This is a genomic window from Streptomyces griseoviridis, assembly GCF_005222485.1.
Lineage (GTDB): Bacteria > Actinomycetota > Actinomycetes > Streptomycetales > Streptomycetaceae > Streptomyces > Streptomyces hintoniae.
Window position 1 is genome coordinate 7295835 of record NZ_CP029078.1, and the last position, 14759, is coordinate 7310593.

Annotated in this window: 10 protein-coding genes; 9 read left to right on the forward strand and 1 reads right to left on the reverse strand. The window is 74.9% G+C overall.

All coding sequences use genetic code 11. The features are described 5' to 3' along the window. The first annotated feature begins 38 nt into the window (after positions 1 to 38). The 6 genes from DDJ31_RS31620 (at position 39) to DDJ31_RS31645 (ending at position 9743) form a co-directional block, all read left to right on the forward strand. Positions 39 to 2852: a DEAD/DEAH box helicase gene (locus DDJ31_RS31620; RefSeq protein WP_127176996.1), complete on the forward strand. Its 2814-nt coding sequence runs from the start codon at positions 39 to 41 to the stop codon at positions 2850 to 2852. Between the two features lie 835 nt (positions 2853 to 3687). Next, positions 3688 to 5295 (forward strand): SWIM zinc finger family protein, encoded by a 1608-nt coding sequence (locus DDJ31_RS39730; protein WP_437184210.1) that lies wholly within the window; start codon positions 3688 to 3690, stop codon positions 5293 to 5295. A 322-nt stretch (positions 5296 to 5617) separates the two neighbouring features. Then, positions 5618 to 6082 carry a cyclic nucleotide-binding domain-containing protein gene (locus DDJ31_RS31630; protein ID WP_127176994.1) on the forward strand — a complete coding sequence of 155 codons (465 nt, stop codon included), beginning with the start codon at positions 5618 to 5620 and terminating at the stop codon, positions 6080 to 6082. Between the two features lie 176 nt (positions 6083 to 6258). Continuing rightward, positions 6259 to 7161 (forward strand): universal stress protein, encoded by a 903-nt coding sequence (locus tag DDJ31_RS31635; RefSeq protein WP_127176993.1) that lies wholly within the window; start codon positions 6259 to 6261, stop codon positions 7159 to 7161. Between the two features lie 29 nt (positions 7162 to 7190). Continuing rightward, positions 7191 to 7892 (forward strand): CBS domain-containing protein, encoded by a 702-nt coding sequence (locus tag DDJ31_RS31640; RefSeq protein WP_127176992.1) that lies wholly within the window; start codon positions 7191 to 7193, stop codon positions 7890 to 7892. Positions 7893 to 8012: 120 nt separating this feature from the next. Continuing rightward, positions 8013 to 9743 carry a sensor histidine kinase gene (locus tag DDJ31_RS31645; protein WP_127176991.1) on the forward strand — a complete coding sequence of 577 codons (1731 nt, stop codon included), beginning with the start codon at positions 8013 to 8015 and terminating at the stop codon, positions 9741 to 9743. A 167-nt stretch (positions 9744 to 9910) separates the two neighbouring features. Here the strand turns inward: DDJ31_RS31645 and DDJ31_RS31650 are convergent, their stop codons facing one another. Beyond that, a complete protein-coding gene (locus DDJ31_RS31650) occupies positions 9911 to 10594 on the reverse strand; it encodes a response regulator (protein WP_127176990.1) in 684 nt (227 codons plus the stop codon). Positions 10595 to 10795: 201 nt separating this feature from the next. On the opposite strand from DDJ31_RS31650, the gene DDJ31_RS31655 reads away from it, so the two are divergent. From DDJ31_RS31655 to DDJ31_RS31665, 3 genes are read left to right on the forward strand one after another with little or no spacing between them, the layout of a single operon-like run. After that, complete coding sequence (locus DDJ31_RS31655) at positions 10796 to 11362, forward strand: Rv1733c family protein (RefSeq protein WP_127176989.1); 567 nt, start codon at positions 10796 to 10798, stop codon at positions 11360 to 11362. Between the two features lie 51 nt (positions 11363 to 11413). Further along, on the forward strand, positions 11414 to 12166 hold the full coding sequence (locus DDJ31_RS31660; protein ID WP_127176988.1) for an HAD family hydrolase: 753 nt from the start codon (positions 11414 to 11416) through the stop codon (positions 12164 to 12166). Beyond that, positions 12159 to 14537: a glycoside hydrolase family 65 protein gene (locus DDJ31_RS31665; protein ID WP_127176987.1), complete on the forward strand. Its 2379-nt coding sequence runs from the start codon at positions 12159 to 12161 to the stop codon at positions 14535 to 14537. Before DDJ31_RS31660 ends, DDJ31_RS31665 begins: the two co-directional genes overlap by 8 nt. Positions 14538 to 14759: the final 222 nt, after the last annotated feature.

Genomic DNA, 14759 nt, shown 5'->3' on the forward strand with positions numbered 1-14759 from the left:
GCATGATCCGACACGACGGGCGGGAGGTGACAGTTCGTATGGGTGACACGGCTGCGGTGGCCGGCGGAGCGGGGGAGCGGGTGCCCACCCGGCTCGCCGCCGTCTTCCTGCCCGCTCCCCTGCCCAGGGACGGCCGGATCGCGTTCTGGGACCCGGAGGACGGCCCGCTGCCCGCCGAGGACACCCAGCTCACCGTGGTACGGCCGCACGGGGCGGGCGTCCGCCGCAGGACCGTCCCCGCGCTCACCCTCCCGGTCGCCGAGGCGCTGCCGCTGCTCGCCCGCGCCCGCCGCGACCCGGCCGCCCACCCCGCCACCGCCTGCTGGGGCGCGGCCACCCTGCACGCGCTGCGCCTCACCGCGCGCGGCCGGCTGCTGCCCGGCCTGACCGCGGCCGGCCACGACGCCTGGCGGGCGGGACCCCTGGAGCCCGACGACATCGCGCACCTCCGCGCGGTCGCCGCCGCGCTGCCCGCCGAGGGCCACCCGGTCCCGCTGCCCGGCCCAGGACCGCTCAGGCTGCCCGACCCCGAGGCCCTGGTCCGTGCCTTCCTCGACGCCGTCGCCGACACCCTGCCCCGCACCCCGGCGGCCCCCTACGCATGCGGCCTGCCCTTCGCCGACCGCCGCCCGCAGCGCCTGCCGGGCGCCGAGGACTGGGCGGCGGAGGTCGCCGCCGGGATGGACGCGGGCGTACGCGTCTCGCTCCGCCTCGACCTCTCCGCCCACGACCTGTTCGACGCCGACGAGGACGTCCGGGGCGCGGGCGCGGCGATCGTCCAGGTGCACAGCCTCGCCGACCCCACCCTGGTCACCGACGCGGCCACCCTCTGGTCCGGCGGCGCCGACGCCGTGTTCGGACCCCGCGCGCGGGTCGACGCGGCGCTCGCCGTGCGCCGCGCGGCCCGCGTCTGGTCGCCCCTCGACCGGCTCACCGAACAGGACGTACCCGACGTCCTCGCCCTCTCCGACGACGAGGTGGGGGACCTGCTCGGAGTGGCCGCCACCCGGCTCGCGGCGGCGGGCGTCGCCGTGCACTGGCCACGCGACCTCGCACAGGACCTGACCGTGGCCGCCGTGGTCCGCCCCGCCCCCGGCTCCGCGACCGACGGCACCGGCTTCTTCGAGAGCGAGGAACTGCTCCAGTTCCGCTGGCAGTTGGCCCTCGGCGGCGACCCCCTGAGCGACGCCGAGATGGACGCCCTCGCCGAGGCGCACCGGCCGGTGGTGCGGCTGCGTGACCAGTGGGTGCTCGTCGACCCGGCCCTGGTCCGCAAGGCCCGCCGACGCGACCTCGGCCTCCTCGACCCGGTCGACGCGCTCTCCGTGGCGCTCACCGGCAGCGCCGAGGTCGACGGCGAGACGGTCGAGGCGGTGCCGACCGGCGCGCTGGCCGCGCTGCGCGACCGTCTCACGGCCGGCGTGCGCCCCGCCGAGCCGCCGCCCGGCCTCGACGCCACCCTCAGGGACTACCAACTGCGCGGCCTGGCCTGGCTCGACCTCATGACCTCCCTCGGCCTCGGCGGCTGCCTCGCCGACGACATGGGCCTCGGCAAGACGATCACCCTCATCGCCCTGCACCTCCAGCGGGCCCGCCCCGAACCCACCCTGGTCGTCTGCCCGGCCTCCCTGATGGGCAACTGGCAGCGGGAGATCACCCGCTTCGCCCCCGGCGTCCCGGTCCGCCGCTTCCACGGCCCCGACCGCAGCCTGGACGACCTGAGCGGCGGTTTCGTCCTGACCACGTACGGCACCATGCGCGCCGCCGCCCCGACCCTCGCCGCACAGCCGTGGGGCATGGTCGTCGCCGACGAGGCCCAGCACGTCAAGAACCCCTACTCGGCGACCGCGAAGGCGCTGCGCACCATCCCGTCCCCGGCGCGCGTCGCCCTCACCGGCACCCCGGTCGAGAACAACCTCTCCGAGCTGTGGGCCCTCCTCGACTGGACGACCCCCGGGCTCCTCGGCCCTCTCAAGTCCTTCCGCGCCCGGCACGCGCGCGCCGTGGAGAACGGCGAGGACGACGAGGCCGTGGCCCGGCTCGCGGGACTGGTCCGCCCGTTCCTGCTGCGCCGCAAGAAGTCCGACCCCGGCATCGTCCCCGAACTGCCGCCGAAGACCGAGACGGACCATCCGGTGCCGCTCACCCGGGAACAGGCCGCGCTGTACGAGGCGGTGGTCAGGGAGTCGCTGCTCGCCATCGAGAGTTCCGACGGCATCGCCCGCCGGGGCCTGGTCCTCAAGCTGCTCGGCGCCCTGAAGCAGATCTGCGACCACCCCGCGCTGTACCTCAAGGAGGACGCCCGCGGCGACCGCCTGCTCGGCCGTTCCGGCAAACTCGCCCTCCTGGACGAGCTGTTGGACACCGTGCTCGCCGAGGACGGCTCGGCGCTCGTCTTCACCCAGTACGTCGGCATGGCCCGCATGCTCACGTCCCATCTCGCGGCTCGGGCGGTCCCGGTGGAGCTGCTGCACGGCGGCACGCCGATCCCGGAGCGGGAGCGCATGGTCGACCGCTTCCAGGACGGCGCCACCCCGGTGCTCGTCCTCTCCCTCAAGGCGGCGGGCACCGGCCTGAACCTCACCCGCGCGGGGCACGTCGTGCACTTCGACCGCTGGTGGAACCCGGCGGTCGAGGAGCAGGCCACCGACCGCGCCTACCGGATCGGCCAGACCCAGCCCGTCCAGGTCCACCGCCTCATCACCGAAGGCACCGTGGAGGACCGCATCGCCGAGATGCTGGAGGCCAAGCGCGCCCTCGCCGACGCGATCCTCGGCTCGGGCGAGTCGGCCCTCACGGAACTGACCGACCGCGAGCTGACCGACCTGGTCTCCCTCCGGAGGCAGCCATGACCCCCGGCGCGGCGGACGCGGCCCGCAGGGCCCTGCGCGAGGCCCGGGAGAGACACGTCCGCGAGACGGCACAGGACCACGAGCCCCCGACGGAAGCGGCGGAGCCCGCACGTCCCGAGGAGGTGGAAGCGACGCCCGCACGTCCCGGGGAGACGGAAGCGGAGCCCGGACGTCCCGAGGGGACGACGCCTGAGAGGACGGCACCCGCGGGGACTACACCGGAGGGGAAGCCCGCCGAAGCGGCGGCGCGGCGGACCGCCTTCGGCGCGCCACCCGCCCGCGCCGCCGATGCCGAACCGGCAGCCGCCGGGCCCCGACCGGGCGACGCGGCACGCGAGGCGCTGCGCCGGGCGGTCGCCGCCCGGCGGACACCGGGCGACGCGAGCGAGCCCCAGCCGACGAGGACCACGCCCCGAGCCCCCGGAAGCGCCCCCGAGACCGAGGCCCGGACACGTCCTGAACCACCCCGGACACCCCCGGCGCGACCCTGGCCGTCCTCCACACCGGACCGACTCCGTTCGACGGCACCACAGTCGGAGGGCGAGAACCACTCCGAGCAGCGGCCCGCCGACCTCGCCCGTGAGGCGCTTCGGGTCGCGAGGAAGGAGTCACGGCAGGCACGGGAGGACACCGAGCGGAGGCGGACGCCCCGCCCCTCGCATGGCCCGAACCCCGCCGCCCTCCAACTCCGCGACCTGGGAGAACTCCTGGACGGAGCCTTCCGGATGCCGACCGACGAGGACGAGACCGAGGCCACGGCGGAACAGCGACCCACCACACCTCCCACCCGGGAAACCGCGGCGGAGACGGGAGGGGGAGGGAAGCGGTGACGGGAGTGGAGAGGGGAGTGGCGAGTGTGTTGAAAACGGGAGCGGTAGCCGACTCCGACTCGTCCTCCGACGCAGACGCAGACGCAGACGCAGACGCAGACGCAGACTCCGACGCCGACTCGGGCTCCGACTTCGACTCGGGGGGCTCCGACTCCGACCCGTCCTCCGACGCAGACCCCCTCGCGCCGGGCCCCGGCTCCCGTCGAACACCGACACCCTCCGCACCCTCCACACCTTCCGCCCCCCTCGCCCCCGCACCCTCCGTCGCCGCCTCCGCCCCTCAGACCCCACCGCCCTCACCCATGTCGTCCACCACCCCCCGCTCCACGCCCCCCTCCATGGCCGCGCCCACCCGCGACGGCGAACTCCGTCGCACCTTCCCGCCGTTCCCGCCCCGCCCGTCCGCCAAGGTCCCCGCCGAGGGCGCCTTCGCGGAGACCTGGTGGGGCAATGCCTGGGTGACGGCGTTGGAGGAAGGCGCGCTGGACGTCAACCGGCTGCTGCGGGGCCGCCGTTACGCGGACCGGGGGCATGTGGACGCGATCACCGTCACTCCGGGTCTCGTGCTCGGGTACGTGCAGGGCAGCCGTCCTCGCCCCTACCGCGTCCAGGTGCGGCTGCGCACCCTCGGCGACGAGGCGTGGACGCGGTTCCTCGAGGCCGCCGCCGAGCGGACCGGACACATCGCGGCGCTGCTCGACAAGGAGTTGCCGCACTCCCTTGCCGACTGCGGGGTGCCCCTGCTGCCCGGCCCTGGGGACCTCGATCCCCAGTGCAGCTGCCCGGACATCGGCCACCCCTGCAAACACGCCGCGGCGCTCTGCTACCAGACGGCCAGGCTGCTCGACGCTGATCCGTTCGTGCTGCTCCTGCTGCGCGGTCGGGGCGAACGCCCGCTGCTGGACGCGCTGTCCCGGCTCAACGCGACCCGGGCCGCCCGCGCCGCGCGTGACCAGGGCCCGGCCCCGCTGCCGGGCGTGCGCGCCAGCGAGGCCCTGGCCCGACGGCGACTCCCGCCGCTGCCGGGCCCGTTGCCGCTGCCTCCGCACCCGGGACAGCCGCCCGCGTACCCGGCGGCGCCCGGCGGCCCCGACCCGTTCGCGCTCGACCAGTTGGCGACGGACGCGGCGGCCCGCGCGCACGCCCTGCTGAGCACGGGCCGTGACCCGGTGGGTGAGCTGACGCTGTGGCAGGACGCGGTCCGGCTGGCCGCCGCCCGCCCCGGCTCCGGGCTCACCGCCGCCACCCGCACCCTGTACGCCTCGCTCGCCACCGCCACCGGCCGCACCACGGCCCAACTGGCGCGCGCGGTCGCCGCGTGGCGGCAGGGCGGCATCGAGGGACTGTCCGTCCTCGAAGACCCCTGGGACCCACCGGCAGGCCGCTTCGACCGAGCCCGCCCGCTGCTGCTGGCGGCGGACCTGCCCGCGTTCCGCCCCTGGCGCAACCACCTCACCCACCCCCGCGGCCATGCCCAACTCCGCCTGGGCCGCGACGGCCTCTGGTACGCCTACGAGTCCGAACCCGGCCACGACGACTGGTGGCCGAGAGGCTCCCCCGACCTCGACCCGGTGGGCGCCCTGACGGCCGTCGCCGCCGGCGACGACCTCTGAGCGGAGCCGGGTCCGTCCCCGCCGTTCGACGGCCGGCCCGGTCCTCGGCGTCCGGGGCGCCGTGCGGTCGGCGCGGCGGGCCAGGGCGCGGGGTGCGCTCGATGCCGTCGAGCCGCGGGCGCCGTCGACGCGGGGCCGGCCGGTCCGTCGTCGCGTCGCTCGACAGGGCCGAACGGCACCGGCGCGACGGGGACCTTCGGCGCCCCGCGGGGCCGCTTCGGCACCCTGTGCGCTGCCGCCGCGAGGCGCTGTGATGGGAACCGCGCACGACGCCCCCGCGCGGTCGCGGCGGGCGAAGCCGACCGGCTGGAGAAGAGGCTCCATGAGCACGACGACGACTCTGTTGAACGGGCTTCCACCGGCGAGCCGGGACCGCATGATGAAAGTCGCCACCGAGGTGTTCCTCCCCGCCGGGACGCGCGTCTTCGAGGAGGGACAGCGGGCCGACCAGTTCTGGATCATCAGGACCGGCACGGTCGTTCTCGACCTGCACGTTCCCGGCCGCCGGGCCGCGGCCGTGGAGACCCTGGGCCCCGGCGACCTGCTCGGCTGGTCCTGGCTGCTCCCGCCCTACTCCTGGCACCTCGGGGCGGAGGCGAAGACGGCCGTCGAGGCGGTGCGGTTCGACGCCACCATCGTCCGGGCGCTCTGCGAGGCCGATCCCGCCTTCGGCAAGGCCCTCTCCCTGCGAGTCGCCCAGGTCGTGGCCGAAAGGCTCCAGAACACCCGCGTCCGCCTGCTCGACCTGTACGGGCCCTACGGCGGCGAGCCCGGTCGCCGCGTCTGAGGGAGAAGGCACCGGAGGGCGGTCCGGAGCGCCCCTCCCGTCTGCGGCCGTGCCGCCGTCAGGTTCCGGTCGATCGCTCAAAAGGGCCGGACGGCCCCTCGACGAGGGTGCGGTGGCCCAAGCCACCTCCGGCGCCTGGCTGCCAGTGTGGAGTGGGAGATCGCGAGGAGGCCGCCATGGGCACCGATCACGACGACACCCGCTGTGACGGACCGGTGGTCGTCGGCGTGGACGGGTCGCCCGGAGCCGCCGCGGCCGTCCGTTGGGCCGCGCGGGAGGCGGCGGAGCGGACCGTTCCGCTGCGTGTCGTCTGCTCCGTCCAGGACCTCGCCCGCGGTGCGCGTCGGCTCCCCGGCCTCGGGCGACCGGCCCTCGAGACCGGTCGTGACCTGGTGGCGGCGGCGGAATCGGGTGCCACCCGCGCCGAGCCCGGCCTGTCGGTAAGGACCTCGGTGAGCCGGGAACCCGCGCCGGCCGCCCTGGCCGACGCGGCGGGGAGCACCGGCACCGTGGTGGTCGGCGCACGGGGGAGCGGAGGCTTCGCGGGCCTGATGCCGGGCTCGGTCGGCCTGCGGACGGCGGCCCGCGCGCACGGGCCGGTCGTCGTGGTCCGCGGCACGGTCGGCGTACCGTCGCCCGCCGGTGAGAACGTCTCCACGGGGACGGTGCTCGTCGGGGGACGCGACGCGAGCGACCTCGACGTCCTGCGCTTCGCCGCGCGGGCCGCTCGGCGCCGGAAGTCGTCCGTACGGCTGTTCAGCGCGTGGTCGATGCTGGAGAACGCCGGCCCCTCGGTCACCCTGCTCGACGGCCCGCGAGCCATCGCCGCGGCCGAGGCCGCCGCCGTGGGCCGGCTGACGGCCTTGCTCCGCGCCGAGTTCCCCGGCCTCACCGTCGCCGAGGACATCGTCCACACCCCGTCCGCGGCGGGTTCGCTGGTCGAGGCGTCCGCCCACGCGGATCTGCTGGTGCTCGGCGCCCGCCGTCCCCGTACGGCACCCGGAGTGGCACTCGGGCCGATCACACACGCCCTGCTGCACCACTCCCACTGCCCCGTCGCAGTCGTCCGGCACCACTGACCGGACCGTCCAGGAGGAGAGCGCGAACCATGACGTCGAACCACCGGCTCGTCGCCGATCTGATGACACCCGACGTGATCACCGTCCGTGATGACACGACGTTCAAGGAGATCGCCGGGCTCCTGGCCGAGTACGGCATCACGGCCGTCCCCGTGGTCGACGACGAGAACCGCCCGACGGGCGTCGTGTCCGAGGCCGACCTGCTGCGCAGGGAGGCGGACCTGCTCGGTCCGGGAGAGGGGTCGCACATCCGCGTCGCACGGTCGGACGACGGGACGGCAAGCTGCGTCGCGAAGGCCCTGATGACCGCGCCGCCGGTCACCGCGCAGCCGCAGTGGGACGTCGTCGAGGCGGCCCGTGTCATGGAGCGGCACCATGTCAAACGCCTGCCCGTGGTGGACGGTGCCGGTCGTCTCGTCGGCATCGTCAGCCGGGCCGACCTGCTGCGGGTCTTCCTGCGCCAGGACCACGCCATCCGGGAGGAGATCGCCGGTGACGTGCTGGCCAGGACCCTGGACATCCCCACCACCGACGTGACCGTGCACGTGGTCGACGGAGAGGTCACCCTCACCGGCACGGTGCCCCGGCGCAGCGTCCTCCCGGTCGTGGCGGGCCTGTGCCGGGGCGTCGACGGTGTCGTCGACGTCAGCTGCCACCTGGCGTACCGGGTCGACGACACCGCCGACCCGAAGCCCGCGGTCAGCGGGGCGGAGCCACGCGAGGTCCGATGAGGGGCGTACCTGACCCGCCCGCGACACCGACCACCGGATGTCACGGACTCGGCGCTCCGATAGCGTGGAACCGGGATCACCCGGGTGGAGTGCCCACCTCGGCGGGACAGGAGCGTGGCGGTGGCCGAGTCCGGCGCGAACAGCGAGGGGCGGACCGCCCGTTCTCGCCTGGACGACCTGCTGGACGAGCTCCAGACGAAGATCAACACGGTGCGCGGGACCCGTGAACGGGTGCACAGCCTCCTGGAGGCGGTGCTCACCGTGGGCCGTGAGCTGGACCTCTCCCAGGTGCTGCGGCGGATCGTGGAGACCGCGGTGGTGCTGGTGGACGCCGAGTACGGGGCGCTCGGGGTGATCAGCGAGCAGGATCAGGACCGTCTCTCGGAGTTCGTCACCGTCGGCCTCGACGACGAGCGGGTCGCGCGGATCGGCGCGCTTCCCCAGGGGCACGGGATTCTCGGCGAGCTGATCAGGCACCCGGAGCCGCTGCGGCTCGCGCGGATCTCGGACCATCCGGCGTCCTACGGTTTCCCCGCCCACCATCCGCCGATGCACTCCTTCCTCGGGGTCCCGATCCGGGTACGCGACGAGGTCTTCGGGAACCTCTACCTCACCGAGAGACGCGGCGGAGCCTCTTTCAACCGCGAGGACGAGACGGTGCTCGCGACGCTCGCGGTGGCGGCCGGCGTCGCCATCGAGAACGCCCGCCTGTACGAGGAGGCCAGGCGCCGTCAGCGGTGGCTGGAGGCGAACGCCGAAGTCACCCGCGCCCTGCTGTCAGGTGACCCCGAGACCCGGGCGCTCGAACTGATCGTGAGCAGCGCGGGCGAGATCCTCCAGGCGGACCTGGGGGTGCTCGCGCTGCCCATCGAGGGCTCGGACGACCTCCAGGTCGTCCTCGCGGTGGGCACGGGGGCCGAGGCGCACCGGGGTCTCGTGCTGCCCCGCGAGGGGTCGTTCATGGGGGTGGCCTGCGCGGGACCCGAACCGATCACCACCCCCGACGTCCGCAGCGATGCGAGGATCACCGCGGGTCCGCCGCGCTGGGCGGGGCTGGGGCCCGCGGCGGCCGTGTGCATGGAGGCGGGCACCACCGTGCGAGGCGTGCTGCTGCTGGCCCGCGCGGCCGGCCGGCCCGCGTTCACGTCGACGGAGACCGCGCCCCTGCGGAGCTTCGCCGGGCAGGCGGCGCTCGCCCTGGAACTCTCGGACCGGCGCCAGGTCAACGAGCAGCTCGCCCTGTTCGCCGACCGGGACCGGATCGCCCGCGATCTGCACGATCTGGCGATCCAGCGGCTGTTCGCGACCGGCATGACGCTCCAGAGCACCGTGCGGTTCGTCGCGGGGCCCGAGGGGTCCGAGCGGCTGCTGCGGGCGGTGGACGACCTCGACGAGACCATCAAGATCATTCGTTCGACGATCTTCGGGCTCCGCGCCCACGATCCTGGGGCCGTCGACGGGCGGGGTCTGCGCGCGCGGGCCGTGAAGACGGTCGACGCCGCCGTGCCCGCGCTGGGCTTCACCCCGGCCCTGCGGATGGAGGGGCTGCTCGACACGGACGTTCCCGTGGCGGTCGCCGACCACGCCGTCGCGGTGCTTGGGGAGGGGCTGGCGAACGTGGCCAGGCACGCGGGGGCGAGCGCCGCCGACCTCTCGCTGGTCGTCCGCTCCGGCGAGCTGACCGTCACCGTCAAGGACAACGGACGCGGCATGCCCGGCGGGGAGGGCCGCCGCAGCGGGCTGCGCAACCTCTCGGAACGCGCGGCGCAGGCGGGCGGCGAGCTGACGGTGGACAGGCCCGACGGGGGCGGGACGCGGCTGGTCTGGCGGGTACCGCTGCCCGGCGACTGAAGCGACTGAAGCGACTGAAGCGACTGAGCGGCGGGGTGGCGGGGCGATGAGCGGCGAAATGGCGGTGTTGCTCAGCGGCGGAGCCCGGTCGCGGCCGGACACCGGTCCTTCGCAGCGGACGGTGCCGCACCGCCGGGGCGCGGCGTGCCCAGGCCGTCCCGTTCCGGTCAGACGGCCGGCGGCTGGTGCTGGGTCGCCAGGACGGCGGCCTGGATGCGGCGTTCGACGCCGAGTTTGGCGAGCAGCCGGGAGATGTGGTTCTTGACCGTCTTCTCGGACAGGTAGAGCCGCTTGCCGATCTGGCCGTTGGTCAGTCCCTCGCCGATCAGCGCCAGGATCTCGCGTTCGCGCGGTGTCAGCTTGTCGAGGGTCTCGCTCTGCGGGTCCGGTGGGGCGTCGGCGCCCCGCAGGTTGTTCATCAGGCGGGCGGTGGTCGCCGGGTCGAGCATCGACTGCCCGGAGGCCACGGTCCGTACCGCCGACACGAGGTCGGACCCCTTGATCTGCTTCAGCACGTACCCCGAGGCGCCCGCCATGATCGCGTCGAGCAGCGCGTCGTCGTCATCGAAGGACGTCAGCATCAGACAGGCGAGAGCGGGCATCCGGTCGCGCAGGTCCCGGCAGACGGTGATGCCGTTGCCGTCCGGGAGGCGCACGTCGAGCACCGCGACGTCCGGGCGGAGCGCGGGACCCCGGGCCATCGCCTGGTCGATGGTGCCGGCCTCGCCGACCACCTCGATGTCCGGCTCGGCGTCGAGCAGGTCGCGCAGCCCGCGCCTGACCACCTCGTGGTCGTCGAGCAGGAAGACCCGCACCGGCCTCCGCTCCGAGAACTGCCCTGTGCCGTCCATGACGTCCCTTCGTCCGGGTCCTCTCGGGATCGTCGCCCAGTGCGCCCCTCCCGTACAGGGCCGAACGGCTCCATCCGGGTGCGGAACGGGGACCGGATGTCCCCTCCGAGGCACCTCGGTGGCCCTGGTGGGGTGCCTCCAGGGGCTGCGAGGCTCGCCCTGTGGGAGGAAACCCGGCCCAGGGCGGAAGGGTGGACGACGATGAGGACGACCGTGCGGATGTGGCGTCTGCGGAGCAACCCGCTCAGGCGGCGGTCGGACGTCCTGGAGACATGGATCATGCTGCTCGCGGCCCTGCTGCTCGTCGTCGCCGTGCCCCTCGTCGGCACCCTGACGGCCCTGAGCACCGGCCACTCCCTGTCCCGGCAGCGCCAGGACCGGCACACCGCCACGGCGGTCCTGGTCACGGACGCGCCCGCGTCCCGGGGTGGCTACCCCACCGCCGACCTGACGAGCGGGCAGGTGCGCTGGACCACGCCGGGCGGGGCGTCCCGCACCGGTACGACGCAGGTGGTCTCCGGGCTGAAGGCCGGCACCAGGACCACGGTCTGGCTCGACCGGCAGGGGAACCTGACCACCGCCCCGGTCAGCGTGCGGTCCGCGCAGGCGCAGTCGGTGATGTTCGGCGCTCTGGCGTCCGCTTGCGCGGGCGGCCTGCTGCTGGGCGGCACCAGCGCCGCGATGTGGCGGCTCGACACGGTGCGTTCGCGGAACTGGGAACGGGAATGGGCCGACGTCGGACCGCGCTGGCGTCGCCGCACCGGATAGCACCCCCCGGTTCCCCCACCGCGCGGTCGCGCTCCCCGACGAGGTGACGGCATGCTGGTGGCTGTGGCGCTCTCGCAGTTCGTGCGGCCACTGCGGGCCGCGCGGGCCGTGGTGTTCGATACGGACGGGGTGATCACCGACTCCGCGCGTGTGCACGCCGCCGCGTGGAAACAGGTCTTCGACGCCTACCTGCGGAGCGTCGGACAGAACGAGATGTTCGACCCGGTGGAGGACTACCGGCGGCACGTCGACGGCAGATCGCGGCTCGACGGCGCAGCCGGGTTCCTCGCCGCACGGGGACTCGACACCTCGGACGCGACGGTACGGGCGGTCGCCGAGGCCAAGGAGCGGCTGTTCGCACAGGCCCTGCGGGAGCACGGCGTCGTCGCCTACCCAGGGACGGTGCGGCTGCTGCGTGCCCTGCGCGCGGAGCGGGTGCCGTGCGCCGCCGTGTCCGCGTCGCGGCACGCGCCGCAGCTGCTGGAGCGGGCCCGGGTCCGCGACCTGTTCGCCACCGTGGTGGACGGAACCGAGGCCGCCCGCCTCGCGCTGCCGGGCAAGCCCGACCCGGCGCTGTTCCTGGAGGCGGCCCGCCGCCTGGGCGTCGCCGCGGACCGTTCCGCCGTGATCGAGGACGCGCTGGCCGGGGTGGAGGCCGGGCGGCGCGGTGGCTTCGCGCTCGTGGTGGGCGTCGACCGCACGGCCGGTCCCACCAGCGCCGCCGACCTGCGCGCCCGCGGGGCCGACCTGGTCGTCGGCGACCTGGCCGAACTGCTCGTCGGAGAGGTGGCTGACCGTGCGTGACTGGACCTGGCGGTACGAGGGCTACGACCCGCGCCACGAGCGGCTGCGGGAGGCGCTGTGCACCCTGGGCAACGGCCGCTTCGCGACCCGGGGAGCGGCTCCGGAGGCCGCACGGGGACCGGCGCACTATCCGGGCACCTACGCGGCGGGCTGCTACGACCGGCTCGTCTCGTCGGTGGCCGGACGCGAGGTCGAGAACGAGGATCTGGTGAACCTCCCCAACTGGCTGCCCCTGCGGTTCCGGGCCGCGGGCGGCGACTGGTTCACTCCGGACGCGCGGGTGCCGCTGGCCTACGAGCAGGTCCTCGACCTGCGCCGGGGCAGACTGACGCGCCGCATGCGGCTGTGCGACGGCGCGGGCCGGGTCATTGCCGTCGAGCAGCGGCGGATCGTACACATGCGCGATCCGCACCTGGCGGCGTTGTCGACGAGGCTCACGCCCGAGGGGTGGAGCGGCGAGCTGGAGGTCGAGTCCGCGCTGGACGGCGACGTCACCAACGCCGGTGTGGAGCGCTACCGCGACCTGGACGGCCGGCACCTCACCGGGCACGCGACCGGGGCGGTCGGGCCCGCCACCGTCTGGCTCGACTGCCGTACCGCCTCCTCGGGTGTCCGCGTCGCGATGGCGGCCCGGGTCCGGGTGAGGCCGGAACCGCCCCTCACCAGCAGTCCGGAGCCCGGTCCGCTCGCGGTCGTCCACCGCCTCGCCCTGGCGGTCACCGACGGGCGGCCGGTCACCGTGGAGAAGACGGTCGCCCTGCACACCTCGCGCGACCCGGCGATCGGCGACCCGCTGGACGCCGCCCTCGACCGGGTCGCGGGCGCCGCCGACTTCTCCGGACTCCTCGCCTCCCACACCACCGCCTGGGCACATCTGTGGCGGCGGGCCGAACTGGACGTCGCGAACAGGGCGGGGAAGGTGCTGCGGCTGCACCTCTTCCACGTCCTGCAGACGCTGTCGCCGCACACCGCGGGACTGGACGTCGGCGTGCCCGCCAGGGGGCTGCACGGAGAGGCGTACCGCGGGCACGTCTTCTGGGACGAGCTGTTCGTCCTGCCGTACCTCGACCTGCACCTGCCCGAGGTGTCCCGGGCCCTGCTCGGCTACCGGTGCCGCAGGCTGGGCGCGGCCTGCCGGGCGGCGGCCGAGGCGGGCCACAAGGGCGCCATGTACCCCTGGCAGAGCGGCAGCGACGGCCGGGAGGAGACCCAGCTCCTGCACCTCAACCCGCGCTCCGGACGGTGGCTGCCCGACCACTCCCGGCTCCAGCAGCACGTCGGCTCCGCGGTGGCCTACAACATCTGGCGCTACTGCGAGGCCAGCGGCGACACGGGCTTCCTGTACGGCGACGGCGCCGAGACGCTGCTCCAGATCGCCCGGTTCTGGGCGGACAGCGCGCTGTGGGACCCGGCGCGCGAGCGGTACCGCATCCTCGGGGTGATGGGCCCCGACGAGTACCACGACGCCTACCCCGGAGCGGACCGGCCCGGAATCGACGACAACGCGTACACCAACGTCACCGCGGCGTGGGTGCTGGCCCGTGCCCTCGACCTCTGCCGGGCCCTGCCCAGGCACCGCCGGGACGAACTGTTCGAGCGCGTCGCCCTGGACCCGGCGGAGCCGGAACTCTGGGAGGACGTGTCACGACGGCTGCGGGTGCCCTTCCACCAGGGCGTCATCAGCCAGTTCGACGGCTACGCGGACCTCCCGGCCCTGGACTGGGACGGCTACCGCCGGCGGTACGGCGACATCCGCCGGCTCGACCGCATCCTGGAGGCCGAGGGGGACTCGGTCAACCGCTACCAGGCGTCCAAGCAGGCCGACGTCCTGATGCTGGGCTACCTCTTCCCGCCCGACGAACTCGCCGCGCTGTTCGGCCGGTTGGGGTACCCGCTCGACGACGCGCGCTGGCGGACGACCGTCGACCACTACCTGGCCCGCACCAGCCACGGTTCGACCCTCAGCGGCCTGGTCCACGGCTGGGTCCTGGCCCGCGCCCGCCGCGCCGGGGCCTGGCGCCACGTCCACGAGGCCCTCACCGGTGACGTGGCCGATCTGCAGGGCGGCACCACCGAGGAGGGCATCCACCTGGGAGCGATGGCCGGCACCCTCGATCTCGTGCAGCGGTGCCTCACCGGTCTCGAGCCACGCTCCGACGCCCTGCGCCTCGACCCGGCGCCGCTGCCGCAGCTGTCGGACTTCACCCTCACCGTCCGCTACCGCGACCACTGGGACGTCACCCTGCGCCTCGGCTCAGGGCGGCTCGGGGTCGGCGTGTCCGAGTCCGACGGCAGCCCGCTCACCGTGCGGCTCGGCGGCCGCACCCTCACCATCGCCCCCGGGACCGCGCGAACCCTCGACCTCCCCTGAGCCGCGGCCCCGTGGCGGGCGGGACGGTTCAGCCCGCCTCGATCCTGCGGCCGGAGAGCCGCACGGGAGCGATCCGCGTCCACAGGTCTCGCCCGCGGCCCGCCCGGCGCCCTCGGGCAGGTCGCGCGCGCCGCCCCTGAGCCGGGACACCGTCGTGTCCAGCGCGTCCGCGACGCTGAGCAGGAACGCGAGCCCCGGAGTCGCGGAGGGGGTCCCCTCCAC

Excerpts from the sequence above, each read along its gene's own strand:
- DDJ31_RS31620 (WP_127176996.1), top strand. The coding sequence starts at position 39 with ATGGGTGACACGGCTGCGGTGGCCGGCGGAGCGGGGGAGCGGGTGCCC.
- DDJ31_RS31630 (WP_127176994.1), top strand. The coding sequence starts at position 5,618 with ATGAGCACGACGACGACTCTGTTGAACGGGCTTCCACCGGCGAGCCGG.
- DDJ31_RS31635 (WP_127176993.1), top strand. The coding sequence starts at position 6,259 with ATGGGCACCGATCACGACGACACCCGCTGTGACGGACCGGTGGTCGTC.
- DDJ31_RS31640 (WP_127176992.1), top strand. The coding sequence starts at position 7,191 with ATGACGTCGAACCACCGGCTCGTCGCCGATCTGATGACACCCGACGTG.
- DDJ31_RS31650 (WP_127176990.1), bottom strand. The coding sequence starts at position 10,594 with ATGGACGGCACAGGGCAGTTCTCGGAGCGGAGGCCGGTGCGGGTCTTC.
- DDJ31_RS31655 (WP_127176989.1), top strand. The coding sequence starts at position 10,796 with ATGAGGACGACCGTGCGGATGTGGCGTCTGCGGAGCAACCCGCTCAGG.
- DDJ31_RS31660 (WP_127176988.1), top strand. The coding sequence starts at position 11,414 with ATGCTGGTGGCTGTGGCGCTCTCGCAGTTCGTGCGGCCACTGCGGGCC.